This is a genomic window from Pseudomonas fluorescens (genome assembly GCF_902497855.1).
GTDB classification, from domain to species: Bacteria; Pseudomonadota; Gammaproteobacteria; order Pseudomonadales; family Pseudomonadaceae; genus Aquipseudomonas; species Aquipseudomonas fluorescens_BI.
Genome location: NZ_CABVHU010000013.1, coordinates 196,007 through 213,666 on the forward strand (window position 1 = coordinate 196,007; position 17,660 = coordinate 213,666).

At 57.7% G+C, this 17,660-nt stretch carries 18 protein-coding genes and 1 pseudogene; 7 read left to right on the top strand and 12 right to left on the bottom strand.

Annotation, left to right across the window (positions count from 1 at the left end):
• Positions 1 to 25: 25 nt before the first annotated feature.
• Both phoR and phoB read right to left on the bottom strand, forming a co-directional pair.
• On the bottom strand, positions 26 to 1,348 hold the full coding sequence (phoR, locus tag F8N96_RS24655) for a phosphate regulon sensor histidine kinase PhoR (RefSeq protein ID WP_150800021.1): 1,323 nt from the start codon (positions 1,346 to 1,348) through the stop codon (positions 26 to 28).
• 44 nt (positions 1,349 to 1,392) lie between these two features.
• On the bottom strand, positions 1,393 to 2,082 hold the full coding sequence (gene phoB, locus F8N96_RS24660; RefSeq protein WP_128874514.1) for a phosphate regulon transcriptional regulator PhoB: 690 nt from the start codon (positions 2,080 to 2,082) through the stop codon (positions 1,393 to 1,395).
• Positions 2,083 to 2,234: 152 nt separating this feature from the next.
• Between phoB and F8N96_RS24665 the strand changes: the two genes are divergently transcribed.
• On the top strand, positions 2,235 to 2,624 hold the full coding sequence (locus F8N96_RS24665; protein WP_150800022.1) for a hypothetical protein: 390 nt from the start codon (positions 2,235 to 2,237) through the stop codon (positions 2,622 to 2,624).
• Between the two features lie 69 nt (positions 2,625 to 2,693).
• Here F8N96_RS24665 and ubiA read toward each other — a convergent pair whose 3' ends face one another.
• Positions 2,694 to 3,584 carry a 4-hydroxybenzoate octaprenyltransferase gene (ubiA, locus tag F8N96_RS24670; RefSeq protein WP_150800023.1) on the bottom strand — a complete coding sequence of 297 codons (891 nt, stop codon included), beginning with the start codon at positions 3,582 to 3,584 and terminating at the stop codon, positions 2,694 to 2,696.
• Positions 3,584 to 4,147: a chorismate--pyruvate lyase family protein gene (locus tag F8N96_RS24675; protein ID WP_150800024.1), complete on the bottom strand. Its 564-nt coding sequence runs from the start codon at positions 4,145 to 4,147 to the stop codon at positions 3,584 to 3,586. Before F8N96_RS24675 ends, ubiA begins: the two co-directional genes overlap by 1 nt.
• A 198-nt stretch (positions 4,148 to 4,345) precedes the next feature.
• Between F8N96_RS24675 and F8N96_RS24680 the strand changes: the two genes are divergently transcribed.
• The 3 genes from F8N96_RS24680 (at position 4,346) to F8N96_RS24690 (ending at position 6,148) form a co-directional block, all read left to right on the top strand.
• Positions 4,346 to 4,513: a rubredoxin gene (locus F8N96_RS24680; RefSeq protein ID WP_007954349.1), complete on the top strand. Its 168-nt coding sequence runs from the start codon at positions 4,346 to 4,348 to the stop codon at positions 4,511 to 4,513.
• 19 nt (positions 4,514 to 4,532) lie between these two features.
• Positions 4,533 to 5,681 carry an NAD(P)/FAD-dependent oxidoreductase gene (locus F8N96_RS24685; RefSeq protein WP_150800025.1) on the top strand — a complete coding sequence of 383 codons (1,149 nt, stop codon included), beginning with the start codon at positions 4,533 to 4,535 and terminating at the stop codon, positions 5,679 to 5,681.
• Positions 5,682 to 5,872: 191 nt separating this feature from the next.
• Positions 5,873 to 6,148, top strand: a complete 276-nt coding sequence (locus F8N96_RS24690; protein ID WP_150800026.1) for an HU family DNA-binding protein — start codon at positions 5,873 to 5,875, stop codon at positions 6,146 to 6,148.
• Positions 6,149 to 6,477: 329 nt separating this feature from the next.
• Here the strand turns inward: F8N96_RS24690 and F8N96_RS24695 are convergent.
• The 4 genes and pseudogenes from F8N96_RS24695 to F8N96_RS24710 form a co-directional block, all read right to left on the bottom strand.
• Positions 6,478 to 7,095: pseudogene (locus F8N96_RS24695) on the bottom strand (GAD-like domain-containing protein).
• Positions 7,096 to 7,210: 115 nt separating this feature from the next.
• Positions 7,211 to 7,828 (bottom strand): GAD-like domain-containing protein, encoded by a 618-nt coding sequence (locus F8N96_RS24700; RefSeq protein WP_150800027.1) that lies wholly within the window; start codon positions 7,826 to 7,828, stop codon positions 7,211 to 7,213.
• Between the two features lie 165 nt (positions 7,829 to 7,993).
• Positions 7,994 to 8,611, bottom strand: coding sequence for a GAD-like domain-containing protein (locus F8N96_RS24705; RefSeq protein WP_150800028.1), 618 nt, complete (start codon positions 8,609 to 8,611; stop codon positions 7,994 to 7,996).
• A gap of 18 nt (positions 8,612 to 8,629) precedes the next feature.
• Positions 8,630 to 9,976: a DUF6861 domain-containing protein gene (locus F8N96_RS24710; RefSeq protein WP_150800029.1), complete on the bottom strand. Its 1,347-nt coding sequence runs from the start codon at positions 9,974 to 9,976 to the stop codon at positions 8,630 to 8,632.
• Between the two features lie 575 nt (positions 9,977 to 10,551).
• On the opposite strand from F8N96_RS24710, the gene F8N96_RS35505 reads away from it, so the two are divergent.
• Positions 10,552 to 10,842: a polymorphic toxin type 37 domain-containing protein gene (locus tag F8N96_RS35505; protein WP_224794124.1), complete on the top strand. Its 291-nt coding sequence runs from the start codon at positions 10,552 to 10,554 to the stop codon at positions 10,840 to 10,842.
• Positions 10,843 to 10,850: 8 nt separating this feature from the next.
• A complete protein-coding gene (locus F8N96_RS24720) occupies positions 10,851 to 11,159 on the top strand; it encodes a hypothetical protein (protein WP_150800030.1) in 309 nt (102 codons plus the stop codon).
• A gap of 563 nt (positions 11,160 to 11,722) precedes the next feature.
• Here F8N96_RS24720 and F8N96_RS24725 read toward each other — a convergent pair.
• Entirely contained in the window at positions 11,723 to 12,034 is a 312-nt protein-coding gene (locus F8N96_RS24725; protein ID WP_150800031.1) for a DUF6124 family protein, read from the bottom strand.
• A gap of 348 nt (positions 12,035 to 12,382) precedes the next feature.
• On the opposite strand from F8N96_RS24725, the gene F8N96_RS24730 reads away from it, so the two are divergent.
• Entirely contained in the window at positions 12,383 to 12,772 is a 390-nt protein-coding gene (locus tag F8N96_RS24730; protein ID WP_150800036.1) for a helicase, read from the top strand.
• Between the two features lie 135 nt (positions 12,773 to 12,907).
• Here the strand turns inward: F8N96_RS24730 and F8N96_RS24735 are convergent, their stop codons facing one another.
• The 3 genes from F8N96_RS24735 to F8N96_RS24745 form a co-directional block, all read right to left on the bottom strand.
• Positions 12,908 to 14,308, bottom strand: coding sequence for an aminoacyl-tRNA deacylase and HDOD domain-containing protein (locus F8N96_RS24735; RefSeq protein ID WP_150800032.1), 1,401 nt, complete (start codon positions 14,306 to 14,308; stop codon positions 12,908 to 12,910).
• Positions 14,309 to 14,386: 78 nt separating this feature from the next.
• Positions 14,387 to 16,462 (bottom strand): ATP-dependent DNA helicase RecG, encoded by a 2,076-nt coding sequence (gene recG / locus F8N96_RS24740; RefSeq protein ID WP_150800033.1) that lies wholly within the window; start codon positions 16,460 to 16,462, stop codon positions 14,387 to 14,389.
• 9 nt (positions 16,463 to 16,471) lie between these two features.
• Positions 16,472 to 17,401, bottom strand: a complete 930-nt coding sequence (locus tag F8N96_RS24745; protein ID WP_064680448.1) for a hydrogen peroxide-inducible genes activator — start codon at positions 17,399 to 17,401, stop codon at positions 16,472 to 16,474.
• Positions 17,402 to 17,660 lie beyond the last annotated feature (259 nt).

A 17,660-nucleotide genomic window follows, 5' to 3' on the forward strand; every position in this document is an offset into this window, starting at 1 on the left:
GCCTAGTGGCGCGTGCTGGCCGGTATCAGTCGGCGGGGCTGATGACCCGGGATTTGCTGACCTGGGCCGGCGCAAAATGGCAGGTAAAAGTGCTGCCGTGGCCCGGCACGCTGCTGATTTCCATCCGCGCGCGATGACGCAACAGCACGTGTTTGACGATGGCCAGCCCGAGCCCGGTGCCGCCGGTGTTGGAGTTGCGGCTGGAGTCGACACGGTAGAAACGTTCGGTCAGGCGCGGTAGGTGTTTGCTGTCGATGCCGATCCCTGAATCCTGCACGCTCAGGTGTGCGCCTTGCTCATCGCCCCACCAGCGAATGCGGATATTGCCTTCGGCCGGCGTGTATTTCACCGCGTTGAACACCAGATTGGAAAACGCACTGCGCAATTCGGCTTCGCTGCCCTTGAGCAGAATGGTCGGGTCGGCTTCCAGGGTGATGCTCTGGTTTTTCTGGCCCGACAGCTGCTGAGCATCGCTCTTGATCGATTGCAGCAAGCCGTCGATGGCCACCGGCTGGTTATCCGACGGATAGTCAGTGGCTTCCAGCTTGGCCAGCAGCAGCAAGTCGTTGAGCAAGGTTTGCATGCGCCCGCCTTGCTGCTGCATTTGCTGCAAGGCGCGGGTCCAGCGCGGGTTCACTTCCTCGACATTGTCGAGCAGGGTTTCCAGGTAACCGCAGATTACAGTCAGCGGCGTGCGCAGCTCGTGGGAGACGTTGGCGATGAAGTCTTTGCGCATTTGCTCAAGCTGATGAATGCGCGTGACGTCGCGCACCAGCATCAGGTGTTCGTTGTTGCCGTAGCGGGTGATGTACAGCTGAATGCGCAGGCGATCGTTGATCGGTGAAGGGATTTCCAGCGGCTCGGCGTAGCTGTCCTGCTCGAAGTATTCCTTGAAGCGTGGATGGCGCACCAGGTTCGTCACCGGCTGCCCGCTGTCTTGTGGCGTCTTGAGGCCGAGCAGGGTTTCGGCGGCGCGGTTCCACCATTCGAGATTGCCGTCGCTGTCGAGCATGATCACCGCGTCTTTCAACGCGGCGGTGGACTCCTGCACCCGGTCGATCACCGCTTGCAGGCGCCCGCGCACCCGTTGGTCGCGGCGTTGCAGGTGGTAGATGCTGTCGAACACTTCACCCCACAGGCCATAGCCGTCGGGGGGTGCTTCGTCGGGTTTGTGCAGGCGCAGCCATTCGTGCAGGCGCAGCAGTTGCTTGAGGGTCCACGCCAGGTACAGGCCCAGGCCCGCGGCGAGGCTCCAGCCGTAGTAGCCGGAAATCAGGCCGATCACCAGGCAGGCGGTAACCAGCAGCAGCATGTGGCGGATCAGGGTGCCATGCCAGTTTTGGTTCACTTAAAGCGCGTCCTTGTCAGCTTGTCGGGCGGGAACAGTCCGTATCAGGCTTTGGTAGAAAACCGGTAGCCGGTGCCGCGCACGGTTTGTACCAGATTTTCATAGGCATCACCGAGGGCTTTGCGCAGGCGGCGGATATGTACGTCGACGGTGCGCTCTTCAACATAGACGTTGCCGCCCCAGACCTGGTCCAGCAACTGACCGCGGGTGTAGGCGCGCTCCTGGTGAGTCATGAAAAACTGCAGCAGACGGTATTCGGTCGGGCCCATCTCGGCAGGTTTGCCGTCGATGGTCACGCGATGGCTGATCGGGTCCAGCAGCAGGCCGCCGATTTCGATCGGCGCTTCACCGTCGGTAGGCCCGGCACGGCGCAGCACGGCCTTCAGGCGCGCCACCAGCTCGCGCGGGGAAAAAGGTTTGGTGATGTAGTCATCGGCGCCGACTTCCAGGCCCTGGATCTTGTTGTCCTCTTCGCCCTTGGCAGTGAGCATGATGATCGGGATGTCCCCGGTCAGCTCATCGCGCTTGAGGCGTCGGGCCAGTTCGATACCGGATGTGCCCGGCAGCATCCAGTCCAACAGAATCAGATCCGGCTTGCGGTCGACGATGATGGCGTGGGCCTGCTGCGAATTCTCCGCCTCCATGCAATCGTAGCCGGCCATTTCCAACGCAACGGCGATCATCTCGCGAATGGGCGCTTCGTCGTCGACGATCAGAATGCTCCTGCCAACCATGCGTTAATCCTCTTGTCATTTAACTGTCTTGCGCCGCATTAGATAACGGAATTATTGCAGTCGTGTGACAGCATTTTAGTCGCCCGGCGATTGTCGTGATCCTGAACTAAGCTTTAAGTCCGAATCCTGACAACCACAAGAGGAAGGTTTTCATGAAGCACATTGCGCAATCCTGGAAGGCTCTGCTGGTTACCGCTGCGCTGGCACTGCCGACCATGGCCTTCGCTGAAGACCCGGGCATGGTTAAAGACGGCATGTTGGTCGACCACAAGGGTATGACGTTGTACACCTTCGACAACGACACTGGCGGCAAGTCGGCTTGCACCGGCAAGTGCGCAGAAAACTGGCCCCCGCTGAAAGCCACCGCGGCCGACAAAGGCGACGGCAAAAAGTGGACCATCATCACGCGTGACGATGGCACGATGCAGTGGGCGTTCGATGGCAAGCCTTTGTACTACTTCGTTCAAGACAAGAAGCCAGGAGACATGACAGGCGACAAGAAAATGGACAAGTGGCACATCCTCCAAGGGCCGAAGATGTAACGAGTTCAGTATCCGCAGCCTCGCTCCCCCGTGTAGGGGCGAGGCTTGCCCGCGAAGGCGTCAGCCGCCTCAACGCAAACCGTAATCCAGCACAATCCCCACAAAAATCGCCAACCCGGCCCAGTGGTTGTGCAAGAACGCCTTGAAGCAACGCATCCGGTCCTTGCCGCGGGTGTACCAGAACTCCCACGCAAAACAGCCCGCCGCCGCCAGCAATCCCAGGTGGAACCAGCCACCCAGCTCGAATTTCGAGCCGGCCAGCAGCAGGCAGCCCAGCGCCAACCCTTGCAGGGTCAGGATGATCACCCGGTCTGCCTCGCCAAACAGAATCGCCGTGGATTTCACCCCGATCTTCAAATCGTCATCGCGATCGGTCATGGCGTAATAAGTGTCGTAGCCCACTGTCCACAGCAGGTTGGCGATCCACAGCAACCACGCGGCGGCGGGCAGTTCGCCGGTTTCGGCGGTGAACGCCATCGGCATCCCCCAGGAGAACGCCGCACCCAGCACTACCTGCGGGTAATAGGTGTAGCGCTTCATGAACGGATAACTGAACGCCAGCGCCAGGCCGCCGAACGATAGCCAGACGGTCGCCGCGTTGGTACACAGCACCAGCAGGAAACTGAGGCCCATCAGCAGCGCAAAAAATATCAACGCTTCTTTCGAGCTGATCTTGCCGCTCACCAACGGTCGCTGTTCGGTGCGTTTCACATGGCCGTCGACCTTGCGATCGGCCCAATCGTTGATCACGCAACCGCCTGCGCGCGTCAGCACCACGCCGAGGACGAAAATCACCACATTGGCCAGGGACGGCGAACCTTTCCCTGCAATCCACAGCGCCCACAGCGTCGGCCATAACAGCAGGTAAATGCCGATCGGCTTGTCCATGCGCGTCAGTTGAATGAAGTCCCAGGCCCGAGGATTCACGCGATTCAGGGACTTGAGCAGGCTCTGGTACATCAGCAATTCTCCGGATGGGCAAGGGCGGCGCGCCACAAGGTCGGCAGGAAAATCTCGGCCACCAGCACGCTCAGGGCGCCCCGGTCGAAGCGCGAACGGCGGCCCCACAACCCGGGCGCTCGGGCATCTGCCGGCAGCCATTCCTGAGGATAGTGGCAAACCTCGATGGCCCGGCGCTGGAACGCCTGATCGCAGAACAGCAATTCACCCAGAGAACGGCTGCCCAATTCGTCCATGTGCAAACCGTCGCCCTGCAACGCACTGCGCGACGCCACGCTGCGGGCAAACACCCAGGCTTCGCCATGCCCGCGCAGATACACCTCGCGCACCCAGCCCTCGCTGCCTTCGGCCAGGTCCAGCGCGGCACACTCGTCGGCGCGCAGTGGCTGCCAGCCTTCGAATAGCGGCGTGACACTGAAGCCGTCATTCGACAGACGAGTCAGCCGCCGGGTCAGCGAACCTTCATCGAACAGCCAGTCGAGGGTAGACGTATCGGGGAGGGGCGCCAATTGGCTTTCGCAGAGCCAGAGCGACGTCGCGCAGGGGGATTTTGAGTGTTGCACAGTGAGTCATTATTGGCAGCAAATGAGGCGGCGAGCTTACCATGTCAGTCGGCGATTTTGATTGATCGGCCCTTCGTTGCGCCGACAGGCTTGCATCTGCCGGCCCCGATCAGTACAAAACGCCCCTGAGCCGGACGGCAGCGCTCCAACCATCGACCGTTCGCGCCGGCAAAAGCCTGAATGTGAGGATGTACCTGAATGAAAAAGTGGCAATGTGTGGTCTGCGGCCTGATCTATAACGAAGCCGACGGCTGGCCGGATGACGGGATTGCGCCGGGCACCCTGTGGCAGGACGTGCCGGAAGACTGGCTGTGCCCGGATTGCGGCGTGGGCAAGATGGATTTCGAAATGATCGAAATCAACTAAGACTTCAGAGGAGTAAGGAATGAACGCACCTGTCGTGATCGTCGGCACCGGGCTGGCTGGCTACAACCTGGCTCGGGAGTTTCGCAAACTCGATGGCGAAACTCCGCTGCTGTTGATTACCGCCGATGACGGGCGCTCCTACTCCAAGCCGATGCTCTCCACCGGCTTCGGCAAGAACAAGGACGCCGATGGCCTGAGCATGGCCGAACCGGGCACCATGGCCGAGCAGCTGAAGGCCGAAGTGCGTACCCACACCCGTATCAGCGGCATCGACCCGGGCCACAAGCGCCTGTGGATCGGCGAAGAGTCGGTGATCTACCGCGACCTGGTGCTGGCTTGGGGGGCGGAAACCGTTCGCGTGCCCATTGAAGGTGACGCGGCGGATTGCGTGTTCCCGATCAACGACCTGGAAGACTGCGCCCGCTTTCGCGCGGCAGCGGCCGGCAAACGTCGGGTGTTGTTGCTCGGCGCCGGCCTGATCGGTTGTGAATTCGCCAATGACCTGATTCTTGGCGGTTACGAGGTGCAACTGGTTGCACCCTGCGAGCAGGTGATGCCGACCCTGCTGCACCCGGCAGCCGCCGCGGCGGTCCAGGCCGGGCTGGAAAGCCTGGGCGCACGCTTCCACCTCGGGCCTGTGCTCAATCGCCTGCAGCGAGTCGCCGACGGGCTGGAGGCGCATCTGTCCGATGGCCAGGTCATTCCTTGCGATGTGGTGGTGTCGGCCATCGGCCTGCGCCCGCGCATCGACCTGGCAGCGGCTGCCGGCGTGCAGGTCAATCGCGGGGTCGTGGTCGACCGTCACCTGCAAACCTCCCACGCCAATATCTACGCGCTGGGGGATTGCGCCGAGGTCGATGGGCTGAATCTGCTGTACGTCATGCCCCTGATGAGCTGTGCGAGAGCGCTGGCACAAACCCTCGCCGGAAAGCCTGTCGCCGTAAGCTACGGCCCGATGCCGATCACCGTGAAAACCCCGGTCTGCCCCTTGGTGGTATCGCCGCCGCCACGGGGTACGGAGGGTGTCTGGACGGTCGAAGGGCAGGGGACCGACCTGAAGGTTTTGTGCCGCGATGCCAACGGAAAGTTGCTGGGTTATGCCCTGACAGGCGCGGCGGTGATGGAAAAACTGGCACTGAACAAAGAGCTTCCGCCACTGCTGGCGTAAATACCGGTCGTTCTGTCGGAATCACCCCGCTTTTGCCCCTACAAAGGTCGCGCCGAGACTGGCGCGGCTCTGCCGTGCGTGCCATCCTCATTCCCGTCTGCCGCAGAGTAGAGCATCTGCGGCGCCTTGGGCGCTGTTCCAACGAGAGCAGCACGGACATAACAACAAAAACCGTCAAAGGGGCTTCACTAATGCGCAAACCAGAACTCGCCGCTGCAATTGCGGAAAAAGCAGACCTCACCAAAGAACAGGCCAGTCGCGTCCTCAACGCCGTTCTCGAAGAAATCACCGCCGCTCTGCACCGTAAGGACAGCGTCACGCTGGTGGGCTTCGGGACCTTCCTGCAACGCCATCGCGGAGCACGCACGGGCAAGAACCCGCAAACCGGTGAGCCAGTGAAAATCAAGGCCAGTAATACCGTTGCGTTCAAGCCGGGCAAGTTTTTGAAAGATAGTGTTAATCCGTAATACGTCCCCCCACCCGCATTGCGGGGGAGTGGAAAAAAAATGGGCACGCCAACCAGGTTGGGTGCCCATTTTTTATGCGGCACGACGCTGGTCTTTGTAGGAGCTGGCTTGCCAGCGAAAGCGGAGTGTCAGGCGACATCAATATTGAGCGATGCGCCGCCATCGCCATTTCGGGCTCATCCGGATGTTCCAGCACTCGCTCCACCAACAAATGTACCCCGTCGGCCAAGTGACGGAGCACCAGGCTACAGAGCTGTGTGAGCTGTCCTTATTGTCGGCGATGGCGCTGATGGACAGTAGATCTTCTAAGCTGCCCCCTGATAACTGTCTTAAAGGTCTGAAAAACTATAGGGCTGCAGCTCGGTGATCTGAGACAGCAATATGAGATGCTCCACCGCCTTCACTTTCTCCAGATGCGCGAGAGTGTCCGGACCGCCGAACATCAGCGCTGGAACAAAACCGTACATCTCGTCGTGACGAAGAGTGCCGAGCTTTTTCTTTGCCGGTTTGAACAGGTCGTCATAATTGTTGTAACTAACTTCCGTGGAAAGCAAGAAATTTTGCAGCTCTTTATTAAATTGCTCTCCTGCAAATATCGAGGTGTGGGTAGTATATCGTGAAAGACAACTCGTAATAGTAAGTGAAGCACCCGTTTTTTCGCCCCAAAGGTGCAGGTGGCCAAAGGCACTGCGAGCAATTAGATGATAGTTATCAGCCGCTTCAAATTTTGTCCCTTCAATCCAGGACGCCACCACCCCATCATATTCCTGAGGATTCACGATCCAGAAAATGCCGTCGCCGTATCCGCACCAGCCGTGCTCGGCCCAGTAATCCAATAAAATATTTGGTAGCTTGCCTCTGTAACGTTCGATACTTGACATCGGTGCTTCCTACCGGTCAACAGGCGCACCAAATTTTTCTATAAACCTAGCGAATACTTTGTCCATGCAATGCCCTTGCTCGAAACACTCTGTCGCCATAAACCCGCGCCATGGAGGGCGCTAAGTTTTCACGCGGAGCGAGATGAAATGCATTCCAAACGGGGCGTAGAAATGATCACTTCTAAAAATCCGAAAAACTGTAGGGCTGAAGCTCGGTGATCTGAGACAGCAGTGTCAGATGCTCCACTGCCTTTACTTTCTCCAGATGATCCAGAGTGTCCGGGCCGCCGAACATCAGCGCGGGGACAAAGCCGTACATCTCGTCATGATCCAGGGGGCCGAGCTTTTTCTTTGCCGGTTTGAACATATCATCAAAATCGTTGTATTCCACCTCCGTGGACAATAAGAAATTTTGAAATCTCTTATCCATGTGCTCTTCGGGAAGCATGGACGTGTATGTCGTATAGCGAGAAACGATACTGGTTATATTAAGCGAGGCTCCCGTTTTTTCTCCCCAAAAGTACAAATTGCCAAAGGCACTTCGAGCTATTAGGTGATAAGTGTCGCGTCCTTCAAGACTTGTCCCTTCAATCCAAGACGCCACGACCCCGTCATATTCTTGCGGATTCACCATCCAGAAAATCCCGTCGCCGTACCCGCACCAACCATGTTCAGCCCAGTATTCCAGCAACAGATTGGGTAGCTTGCCCCTGTATCGTTCAATACTTGATGGCGGTACTTCCTGCCGATCAACGGGCCTACCAAATTTCTCTATAAACCTGGCAAATACTTTGTCCATCCAATGCCCATTAGTTAGTAGCACTTATGCAGCCTTGCATTGAGAAAAGTTGAATTTTGCATTGGAAAACTCTGTCGCCATAAGCCCGCACATGAAGGGCGCTGAATTTATGACGCGGAGCGACATAGGGTGCATTCCCACACGGGGGCGTGGAAATGATCACTTTTAAAGGTCCGAAAAACTGTAGGGCTGAAGCTCGGTGATCTGAGACAGCAGTGTCAGATGCTCTACTGCCTTTACTTTCTCTAGATGATCGAGGGTGTCAGGGCCTCCAAACATCAGCGCTGGCACAAAGCCGTACATTTCGTCGTGACGTAAGCTGCCCAACTTTTTAATTGCTGGCCTGAACAGATCGCCATAATCGTTGGATTCAATATCAGTGGATAGCAAAAAATCTTGAAGTTCCCGATCCATTTCTTCAATAGTAAGTTCGGAGTTATGAATAACACATCGAGAAAGAACACTGGTTATCTTAAGCGAAAATCCCGTTTTTTCACCCCAGAGGTACAGGTCACCAAATGCGCTACGGGCAATTAGGTGATAGTTATCTCGTTTCTCTAGTTTCGTCCCTTCAATCCAAGATTCTATCACTTCCGCGTATTCCTGGGGATTTACGATCCAAAAAATCCCGTCACCGTAACCGCACCAACCGTGTTCGCCCCAGTATTCCAGTAGCTGATTTGGTAGCTTACCTCTATAACGCTCGATACTTGACAGGGGTGCCTCTCGCCTATCAACAGGTCTGCCAAATTTCTCTATAAATCTAGCAAATACTTTGTCCACGTGATGCCTCCTTTTTAATTAGCACTTATGTAGTCTTACATTGAGAAAAATTGACTCTCGCATTGATTGGGGTACGTTTTCAGCAGCAGCCTTCAACTGTGCGATTTTCGGCCTCCACTGAGGGCCAATACTGGAATTCACTTGTCTATCGCCAAAGTCCGCAATGACGTCCTTACCACCAGCGCTCAGATCAGGATTATGCAGCCCTGCAAGGTTTGCCATCGTTTCCTTGGCTTTTTTGATTGCAACGGCTTCCGCTTCGAGCGGGTCCAGGTTTCGATAGTCCTTTTGAAATCGCTTTCTTAACGTATTCTCTAAATCCTTCCGGGCCCTTTTCGCCGCCGCCCGGCTACGCTTTACTGGATTAGCAATATTCTCCAGATACTCATCAACCGTCAGTCGATTCAACCCGTCCTCTTGCCCCTTCAACTGTCGCTCGAACTCTCCGATTTTAGACGCTGGCAGCTTGTCCGCTTTAAAACATTCGACTTTATGAAGCGGCATCGCGTTCGGTTTGTCACGGGGGGCGTCTTTTTCTTTTCCTGATGGACGGTGTGCGGGTGGCCCAGGCTCCTGCGAGCCAAGTGCACCTTTGCGCGGTGCCGAGGTTTGCAGGTCGGGTCGTTTTTTCAGTGCGTCTTCATGTTTGAGCATCCATCCGCCCAGCCGCGCACCTTTGGGGCTTGCTCGCATTTCCTGGGCAAGGACGTGGGCATTGCCTCGTCCACGGGTGATATAAGCAACGATGGCGCCCAGCAGCAGGGCTACGACCTCCACATGCCCTAGCGCGATGTCATTTACGGCGCTTCTATGGGCGAACGGATCGTCCCGGCTGAACGGGTTTAACCCTTCCTCACCCCGTTGGCCTTTCCACGCGGTGCTGATGCCAGTCAGGTAATACTCGCCAATGCGCGGCAAGCCTTCGACGAAAAACTCGGCGATGGACGTCAGGCCGAGTATGCCCAATATCCAGGTGCTGGCTTGCAACCCCATCGCGGCACCGGCGGCACCCATGGGAATGGCGCCAGCCCCTCCGAGAAACGCGCCTGTACCCGCACCGATGGCTCCTCCGATCAGCACACTGCCGGCAACGATCATTGCCATTTGACTGACGACGTCGATCAACTCGTTGAGGATGCTGGAGATGTCGAGGTCAGAGAAGCGTTGCCTCAATAAGCGACCGGCTTCCCACTCGGCTTGAATGAATGCAGATCTGACACTGTTGATACGACGGATGTTGAGGGAAAGGGAGGGGGCACGCTCATTGAACTGTCTGCGATAGGTGGCTCCTCCTTGATAGCCCATTTGATGAGTTATACGGTTTTCAATCTCGCGCCACGTGGGCACGATGTGCAATAAAAACATTCGAGAGTCTTCCTGACAATTCGCTCGTTAGTGCGTTGATAATCCCGGTGTCCATTACCGAATTACGCTAACAAGTTATTGAAAGGGGTGATGTAGGAAGGGTCTTTTGCTGTTGTCGGAAACTTCTCTTATTTCGGGATGTTGCATTGGTTACAGGTAATGGCACGCTTCAAGTTGCAATGTGATGAGGTAGCGCTCCGCTGTGGGGCGCCTGTCGTCTCTGGAGCAATTGACCAACAGTCTGTAGGAGCGAGCTTGCTCCGGGCGGCGTTCCGACGATGAACGAGTAGGCATCGCACTTTTATAGGCAGCACGCGTAATCGTTCACGTCCATTGTTGAAAGTGATCCGATTGGATTGCGAGGTGGGCTCAATACGTATGGTTATGCAGAGGGCAACCCTGTAACCAATATAGATTTTTATGGGCTAAGTAGCACATCCATAATGCCGGGTGTATGTCGGGGCTGGGCCTGTACAATCGCCACTGTCACTCAGGTATGCGCAAGCCTCAATCCTTCTGACGTAGCCGCTGCTTGGGTCAATCTACAATTACAACAGACGGCGTTACTCGTATCGATGGGCAACGGTGTATTTGCGAAACCGCCGGACAATGCATATGACTCCAATGGTCCAAAATCTCCTGGTAAACCTGGTCTTGGAGATGGTTTCCAAGACCCTAAAGGGGGAGAAAACTGGGTTCCTAACCCAAACCCTGGGAAAGGTGCCGGTAGTCATGGTTGGCAGGACTCAAAGGGTAACGTCTGGATCCCAACTGGTAGGGGGGGTAGAGCACATGGGGGGCCGCATTGGGACGTACAGACGCCGGGTGGTGGAAATAGAAATGTTCGGCCACTTCAACATCAGTAGGTGATGACATGAAAAATATACAAATAATAGATGGTGCTATGAATTGCGTCTATGACATATTTTCCGCGACCGAGGAGGAATTTGAAACAATATTCCCTTTTGATACAAATATTGCTTTCATTGATGAAGTTTATTTGAGCGACGACGAAGCGAAGTTAGATGAATTATTCAATAATATATGGCGACGTCCTGTGCCGAAATCACAGGCCCAAGGAATCCATGGAATACTATTCTACGAGTTGGAAGAAAAGAAAATCTACTATCCAAATCGTAGAGATGAAGATGCTGTAAATCCTGATGGCACGCCTTTGAGGTAAGCATACCTACCTAGTCTCAACGTAAGGACGATGGTGTCCGGCTATTTAGCGGACGCCGTTTTAACCCGTACAAGCGGCTTTCAAAGCGCCAACGAAGCTCTTGTCCTAAACCGTTCATATCCATGGTCGTTAAGGAATGACTGCAACCTTGGTCCTCCATGCAAGAAGGGATGCTCAGCCACTTAGCCAAATTTTCAGCAAAGGGTCAATTGAGTATTAGTTTTATGACGCCATATTTTTTTTCAGCGCTCGGTCTAGCTTACTTGGCACTAATGATATTTGCATACCCACATGCCAAAAAAGGGCAGGGTATTGTGGCGATGGGACCGTGGTGGTGCCTGTATAAAAAGAGCTATGAAGTGAGAGCAAATAAGATTTGCACTTGGGGCAGGTTTATTTTGTTGCTTGATCTGATTCTTCTTGTGTGCATTTTTCTAATGTAGAGCAAAAACTAATTTTTCGTTCATGGCAACGGTCTCCGATGAGCCCCCTGAGAAAGCTTAGTAGGCGATCAAAGGGGCGGCGGGGTAGCCGTTTCATTAGTGGATATCCCTGATATCTCTTTACGTCTTGAGCGGAGGCTTCGCCGTATTCGGTGAATCGATGTGATCCAGTGCTCGTTCCACCAGTAGATACACGCCGTCGGCCATTCTGCTGATTGCCAAGACAACGGAACGGCTTCGGCCTTCTACGTCGTCGGCCAGGTCTGCGGCGATGGCGCTGATGGACAGCAGGTCTTCGGAGGCGTTGGCCAAGAGGGCTTCGGTGTGGATGTCGGGGGAAACGGTGAAGAGGTGGCCGTTTCGGATTTTGGGTCTGGATGGATTGAGTTTGTCAGGATAGGAGCTGGGGTTTTTCACAGTGATGAACCTCATGGATTAACAAGTTCTCTCCCGAGTTACGGACTTGCACATCCGTGTCACCGAATTTGCGATGACGGCCAGAGGTTAACGGCAAAGGGCGAGGCGCGGATAGTTCATGGCGGGCGCCGCGTTTTGCAGGAAATTTCCGAAAAGATTGAGGAATCAAGATCAAAAGATCGCAGCCTGCGGCAGCTTCTACAGAAGGTCGCGGTCGTCGCTACTTCGGTGCGTTTTGTCAGTGACTTGGTAGTCATCGGCGTCAAAAAATACGACATCTTCTTCTATCGCAAACGATGGTGGCGTTCTGTCTTGAAGCCGCTACACTGCGCCGGCCGTTCATTATCCGTTGAGGCTGTGCGTATGAAGTTTCGTTTTCTTCTGTGGGTTTTGGGTCTGTTGATGGGTAAGGCCAGCCGGACTAATCCTGCATTCCAGCAGCAGTTGGGTGACAAGGATCTGGTATTCCAGCTGCAGACTCTTGATGGGATGGTGGCGCGGCATTTCCGGGTGAAGGATCAGCGCATTACCAGCAAGTCCGGCTTGCATGCGGAGCCGGCGTTTGCGATTGCCTTTAAAGACGCTGCCTATGGCTTCGCCACGATGCAGGCGAAAAACAAGCAGTTGGCATTCATGACGGGGATTCAGGACAAGTCGATTCAGATCAAGGGCAACCCGGCGCTGGTGATCTGGTTTCAGGGGTTGACCAAGTATTTGAAGCCGGGGAAGGCGAAGGTCAAAGCCAAGGTTTGAGGTGGTCAGCTAGACCGAGGTGGATTCATCGCGGGCAAGCCCGCTCCCACAGGATTTGCGTCGTTACCAAATGGGTTGAACGACGCGATCCTGTGGGAGTGGTGCTTGGTCCGGGCGGCGATCCGACGAAGCTTTTCAGGCTGGGCCGAATTGCGAAGCCAGTTCGCGCAGCAGCAGTTCAGCCTCAAGCACTTTACTGACGACCTCGTCGGTTTTGGTGCGGCTGATGCCCAGGCGTTCCAGCAGGGCGTCGGGGATGTCTTCGACCGGGCCTGCGCCGACGCCGCGGCTGCGCAGCAGGCGTACGGCCAGGCAGACGAGGTTCGGGTATTCGGCGTAGTCGCCATCGTAGTTCGGGTCGTGCTGGAAGCGCAGGGCGGTGGACAGTTCATCCGGCATGTCCCAGTAGCGCATCAGCCACGCGCCGATCTGTTCGCGGCTGATGCCCAGCAGGTGTTGCTCCACAAAACTGTGGCTCAGGTGCGGATTGACCTCCAGGTGACGGCAGATCAGCGAGAAGTGCGGCGGGAACACGTGGGCCAGCAGCAGGTAGCCGAAGTTGTGCAGCAGGCCGGCGAGGTAGGTCAGGCCGGCTTCGGGTCGCTGGGCGCGCGGCATGGCGCGAGTCAGGCCGTCAATGACGGCGGCGGTGTAGATCGACTGCTGCCAGTACGGCGTGGTCTGTTGCGGGTGATCCTTGGGCAGGCTCAGGGTTTTGCCCAAAGCCAGGCCCAGCGCCAGATTGATCACCAGGTCGAAACCCAGCACTCGGACGATGGCGTCTTCCACTGAGCGGATCTTGCTCGGCGAGGCGTAGTAGGGTGACGCCGCCCAGCTGATGACTTGTGCGGCCAGGGCCGGATCGGTTTCGACGACGCCGGTGATGTCGTCGATGGTGGCGTTGGGATCGACCCGCAGCTTGATGATTTTCTGCGCGGTCGTGGCCAGGGGTGGAATTTCGATGGTCTCTTCCAGGCGTTGCTGGATGCGTCGCGCCGTGAACGCCTGGACGGCCCGGGTGATTTCCTGGCGGTCATCGTCGGGCCGATCGATGTTCGGGCGGATGCTGGTCAGGGTTTCGCCGAAGTTTGCGGCGCTGGCCTTGGTCAGCAGGGTTTTGAAGTCTTCGCGGGTGACTTCCAGCCATACGCCCGGCTCCCCCGAGTCGATCAACAAGGTCGATTCGCGCAGCAGGCTTTCTTCGTACAGGCACGGCGAACTGGTCAGCGCCGGCAGGCCGGGCAGCAGGCTGAGGTTGTGTTTGCCGAGTATTTTTCCCCGACGTTCGGTGGACACGGCGGTCAGCCGGCGACCTGTAAGTTCGATGAGGCGGTTGAGGTCCAGCAATTGGCTTTGAGGAAACAGCACCATGAGCGTGCCGACCGTATCGTCGAGCAGAACCGCCTGCACTTTGCGCGCGGCGTTCAGGTCGGGGTGGTCGAAGACTTCATCAAAGGCAATGCCCTGCTTGCCCAGCAGCAGCCGAATTGCAGACGGCGTATGCGGGATTTCGGGGGCGAGGGCAGCGTCAGTCATGGTGTGGATCCGTTCTCGAACAGTTGCAGGAGTATAACCATCATGTTTAACACGCCGGTCCGGAAACTGCGACGCTGCTCACACTTGGCCGTATTGCTGCCCGTGACGTAGCCAGCGGTCGAGCAGCGGGCTGACGTGATCGGGCCAGCGCTCCAGCAGCGCCTGCGCAGCGTCGCGCACGGCAGGCAGCAAATCGGCGTCGCGCATCAGGTCGGCGACCTTGAACTGCAGCAGGCCGGTCTGGCGTGTGCCGAGCATTTCGCCGGGGCCGCGCAGTTCGAGGTCTTTTTCGGCGATGACAAAACCGTCGTTGGTTTCGCGCATGATGCCCAGCCGCTGACGACCGATCTGTGACAGCGGAGGATGGTAGAGCAATACGCAATGGCTGGCGGCACTGCCCCGACCGACGCGACCGCGCAATTGGTGCAGCTGCGCGAGACCGAGGCGTTCGGGGTTTTCGATGATCATCAGGCTGGCATTGGGCACGTCGACGCCGACTTCGATCACGGTGGTCGCGACCAGCAGTTGCAGGTTTGCTGCCTTGAACTCAGCCATCACGGCGGCTTTCTCGGCGGGCTTCATGCGGCCGTGGATCAGCCCGACCTTCAACTCGCCAAGGGCCGCGGTGAGGTCTTCATAAGTGGTTTCGGCGGCCTGGCAGGTCAGCTCTTCCGACTCTTCGATCAGTGTGCACACCCAATAGGCCTGACGCCCTTCGGCACAGGCGCCGCGCACCCGTTCGATGACTTCGACCCGCCGGGTATCGGTGACCAGCACCGTGTTGACCGGCGTGCGACCGGGCGGCAATTCGTCGAGGATCGAAGTGTCGAGGTCGGCGTAGGCGCTCATGGCCAGCGTTCGCGGAATCGGGGTGGCGGTCATGATCAGCTGATGCGGACACATCCGTCCGCCGACGCCTTTCTGTCGCAACGCCAGGCGCTGTTGCACGCCGAAGCGGTGCTGTTCGTCGATGATCGCCAGCGCGAGATTCTTGAACTGCACTTCTTCCTGGAACAGCGCGTGGGTACCGACCACCATGGGGACGCCACTGGCGATCTGTTCCAGGGCAGTTGCGCGGTTCTTGCCCTTGAGTTTGCCCGCCAGCCAGGCCACTTCGATGCCCAGCGGTTCGAGCCAGCGCTTGAAGGTGATGAAGTGCTGCTCGGCGAGGATTTCGGTGGGCGCCATCAGCGCCACTTGATAACCCGCTTCCAGCGCCTGCAAGGCGGCGAGGGCGGCGACCACGGTTTTGCCCGCGCCGACGTCGCCCTGAATCAGGCGCAGCATCGGTTCGTGCTGACTGAGGTCGTAGGCAATCTCGTTGCCGACCCGTTGTTGGGCGCCGGTCGGGGTGAAGCCCAGGTTGGCCAGATACCTGGCCGGCAGTTTCGTCGCTTTCGGCATCGCCGGCGCACGCAAGGAGCGCATGCTCTCGCGCAAACGCTGCTGGGACAGTTGATGCGTCAGCAGTTCTTCGAAGGCCAGACGGTGCTGCGCCCAGTGATGGCCGAGGGCGAGTTCGTCGACATCGGCATCGGCCGGCGGGTGATGCAGGTAGCGAATCGCATCGGCCAGCGGCGCCAATTGATAGTCCCGCGCCAGTTCGGTCGGTAGCCAGTCGGGCAGGCTGGTCGGGCCGAGCATCGTCAGGGTCTGCATGCACAGTTGGCGCAGGCGTTGCTGCGTCAGGCCTTCGGTGAGCGGGTAGACCGGGGTCAGGGTTTCATCCACCGGCGGCGGCTCGTCGCCGGTGATGGCGCGGTATTCCGGGTGGTAGATCTCCAGCCCCGACGCCCCGGGCCGTGCTTCGCCGTAGCAGCGAATGCGGGTGCCGCGCTTGAGGCCTTCTTTCTGGGCGTTGCTGAAATGGTAAAAGCGCAGGCTGAGCCCGCCGGTGCCATCCTGCAAGCGCACCACCAGGCTGCGACGTCGGCCCATGACCACGTCCGCGCCGCTGACGGTGCCTTCGATCACCGCGTCTTGTCCGGGCCGCAAATGGCCGATCGGCACCACGCGGGTACGGTCCTGATAACGCAGCGGCAGGTGAAACAGCACGTCCTGGAGATTCTCCAGGCCGACCTTGGCCAACTTCTCGGCCATGGCTTCGCCGACACCCTTGAGTGCCGTTACCGATACTTGTGACAACTCGGTCATGGCTGCGGCTTAACCGGCAACTACCGGCGCTGGCGGCTTGGCCACCGAGCACAGGCGAATGGAGTCGGCGAGGATCTCGATGGCTTTGGGCCGCGGGAAGCTCGCGCGCCAGGCGATGGCCACGGTGCGGAACGGCACCGGGGGCGACAAGGGGCGCACTTCGATCACGCCGGGGGCGTAGTGATGGCTGTCCACCGCCGAGAGTGGAAGGATCGAGATGCCCAGGCCGGAAGCGACCATGTGGCGAATGGTTTCCAGGGAGCTGGATTCCACTGTGGTGTGCTTGGCGCCGTCGTTGCCTTTGGCCAGCGTCGGGCAGGCTTCCAGCACCTGGTCGCGGAAGCAGTGGCCTTCGCCGAGCAGCAGCAGGCTCTTGTCGTTGAGCAGGGCGGCGTCGATGGATTGCTTTTGCGTCCATGGGTGCTGGGCCGGCATCAGGACGTAGAACGGCTCGTCGTAGAGCTGCAAGGTCAGCACGTCGGCTTCGTTGAACGGCAGGGCGATGATGATCGCGTCGAGCTCGCCGTTGCGCAGTTTGTCGCGCAGCACGTGGGTGAAGTTTTCTTCGATGTACAACGGCATCTGCGGGGCGACCCGGTGCAGTTGCGGAATCAGGTGCGGAAACAGGTACGGGCCGACCGTGTAGATGGCGCCGACTTTCAGCGGTGCGGTCAGCTGGTTCTTGCCGGCCTGGGCCAGTTCGCGGATGCCTTGGGCCTGTTCCAGGACTTTCTGCGCCTGGGCCACAATGCCTTCGCCGACCGGGGTCAGCCGCACGGCGCTCTTGCTGCGCTCGAAAATCAGCACACCGAGTTCATCCTCGAGCTTTTTCACACCCACCGACAGCGTCGGCTGGCTGACATGGCAACGCTCGGCCGCGTGGCCGAAGTGCTGCTCTTGGGCGAGGGTAACGATGTAGCGTAATTCTGTGAGGGTCATAGCAAGCGTCCATGAAGTTGCGGGCCAAGCATACCGGCTGCAATCGATAGACGCACGTTATCAGACTGAATGTGTTGCGTGACACTGGGCAATGCGGGTTTGCCGCTGGCAGGTATGTAAAAGGCACCTTTCCAGACTGTGTGAAAACCTAGCAATCTGCGCGGCACTCAAAGAAAATGCTCCGTATCGAAAGATACGGAGCATTTTTCGTCATGGCCTACATCCAAGGACAGTCCCGCAGCCAGACCAGCCTGTTCCC

Excerpts from the sequence above, each read along its gene's own strand:
- F8N96_RS24685 (WP_150800025.1), top strand. The coding sequence starts at position 4,533 with ATGAACGCACCTGTCGTGATCGTCGGCACCGGGCTGGCTGGCTACAAC.
- F8N96_RS24730 (WP_150800036.1), top strand. The coding sequence starts at position 12,383 with ATGAAGTTTCGTTTTCTTCTGTGGGTTTTGGGTCTGTTGATGGGTAAG.
- F8N96_RS24690 (WP_150800026.1), top strand. The coding sequence starts at position 5,873 with ATGCGCAAACCAGAACTCGCCGCTGCAATTGCGGAAAAAGCAGACCTC.
- F8N96_RS24710 (WP_150800029.1), bottom strand. The coding sequence starts at position 9,976 with ATGTTTTTATTGCACATCGTGCCCACGTGGCGCGAGATTGAAAACCGT.
- F8N96_RS24725 (WP_150800031.1), bottom strand. The coding sequence starts at position 12,034 with ATGAGGTTCATCACTGTGAAAAACCCCAGCTCCTATCCTGACAAACTC.
- phoB (WP_128874514.1), bottom strand. The coding sequence starts at position 2,082 with ATGGTTGGCAGGAGCATTCTGATCGTCGACGACGAAGCGCCCATTCGC.
- recG (WP_150800033.1), bottom strand. The coding sequence starts at position 16,462 with ATGACCGAGTTGTCACAAGTATCGGTAACGGCACTCAAGGGTGTCGGC.
- F8N96_RS35505 (WP_224794124.1), top strand. The coding sequence starts at position 10,552 with ATGGGCAACGGTGTATTTGCGAAACCGCCGGACAATGCATATGACTCC.
- F8N96_RS24735 (WP_150800032.1), bottom strand. The coding sequence starts at position 14,308 with ATGACTGACGCTGCCCTCGCCCCCGAAATCCCGCATACGCCGTCTGCA.
- F8N96_RS24745 (WP_064680448.1), bottom strand. The coding sequence starts at position 17,401 with ATGACCCTCACAGAATTACGCTACATCGTTACCCTCGCCCAAGAGCAG.
- ubiA (WP_150800023.1), bottom strand. The coding sequence starts at position 3,584 with ATGTACCAGAGCCTGCTCAAGTCCCTGAATCGCGTGAATCCTCGGGCC.
- F8N96_RS24720 (WP_150800030.1), top strand. The coding sequence starts at position 10,851 with ATGAAAAATATACAAATAATAGATGGTGCTATGAATTGCGTCTATGAC.
- F8N96_RS24665 (WP_150800022.1), top strand. The coding sequence starts at position 2,235 with ATGAAGCACATTGCGCAATCCTGGAAGGCTCTGCTGGTTACCGCTGCG.
- F8N96_RS24680 (WP_007954349.1), top strand. The coding sequence starts at position 4,346 with ATGAAAAAGTGGCAATGTGTGGTCTGCGGCCTGATCTATAACGAAGCC.
- F8N96_RS24700 (WP_150800027.1), bottom strand. The coding sequence starts at position 7,828 with ATGGACAAAGTATTTGCCAGGTTTATAGAGAAATTTGGTAGGCCCGTT.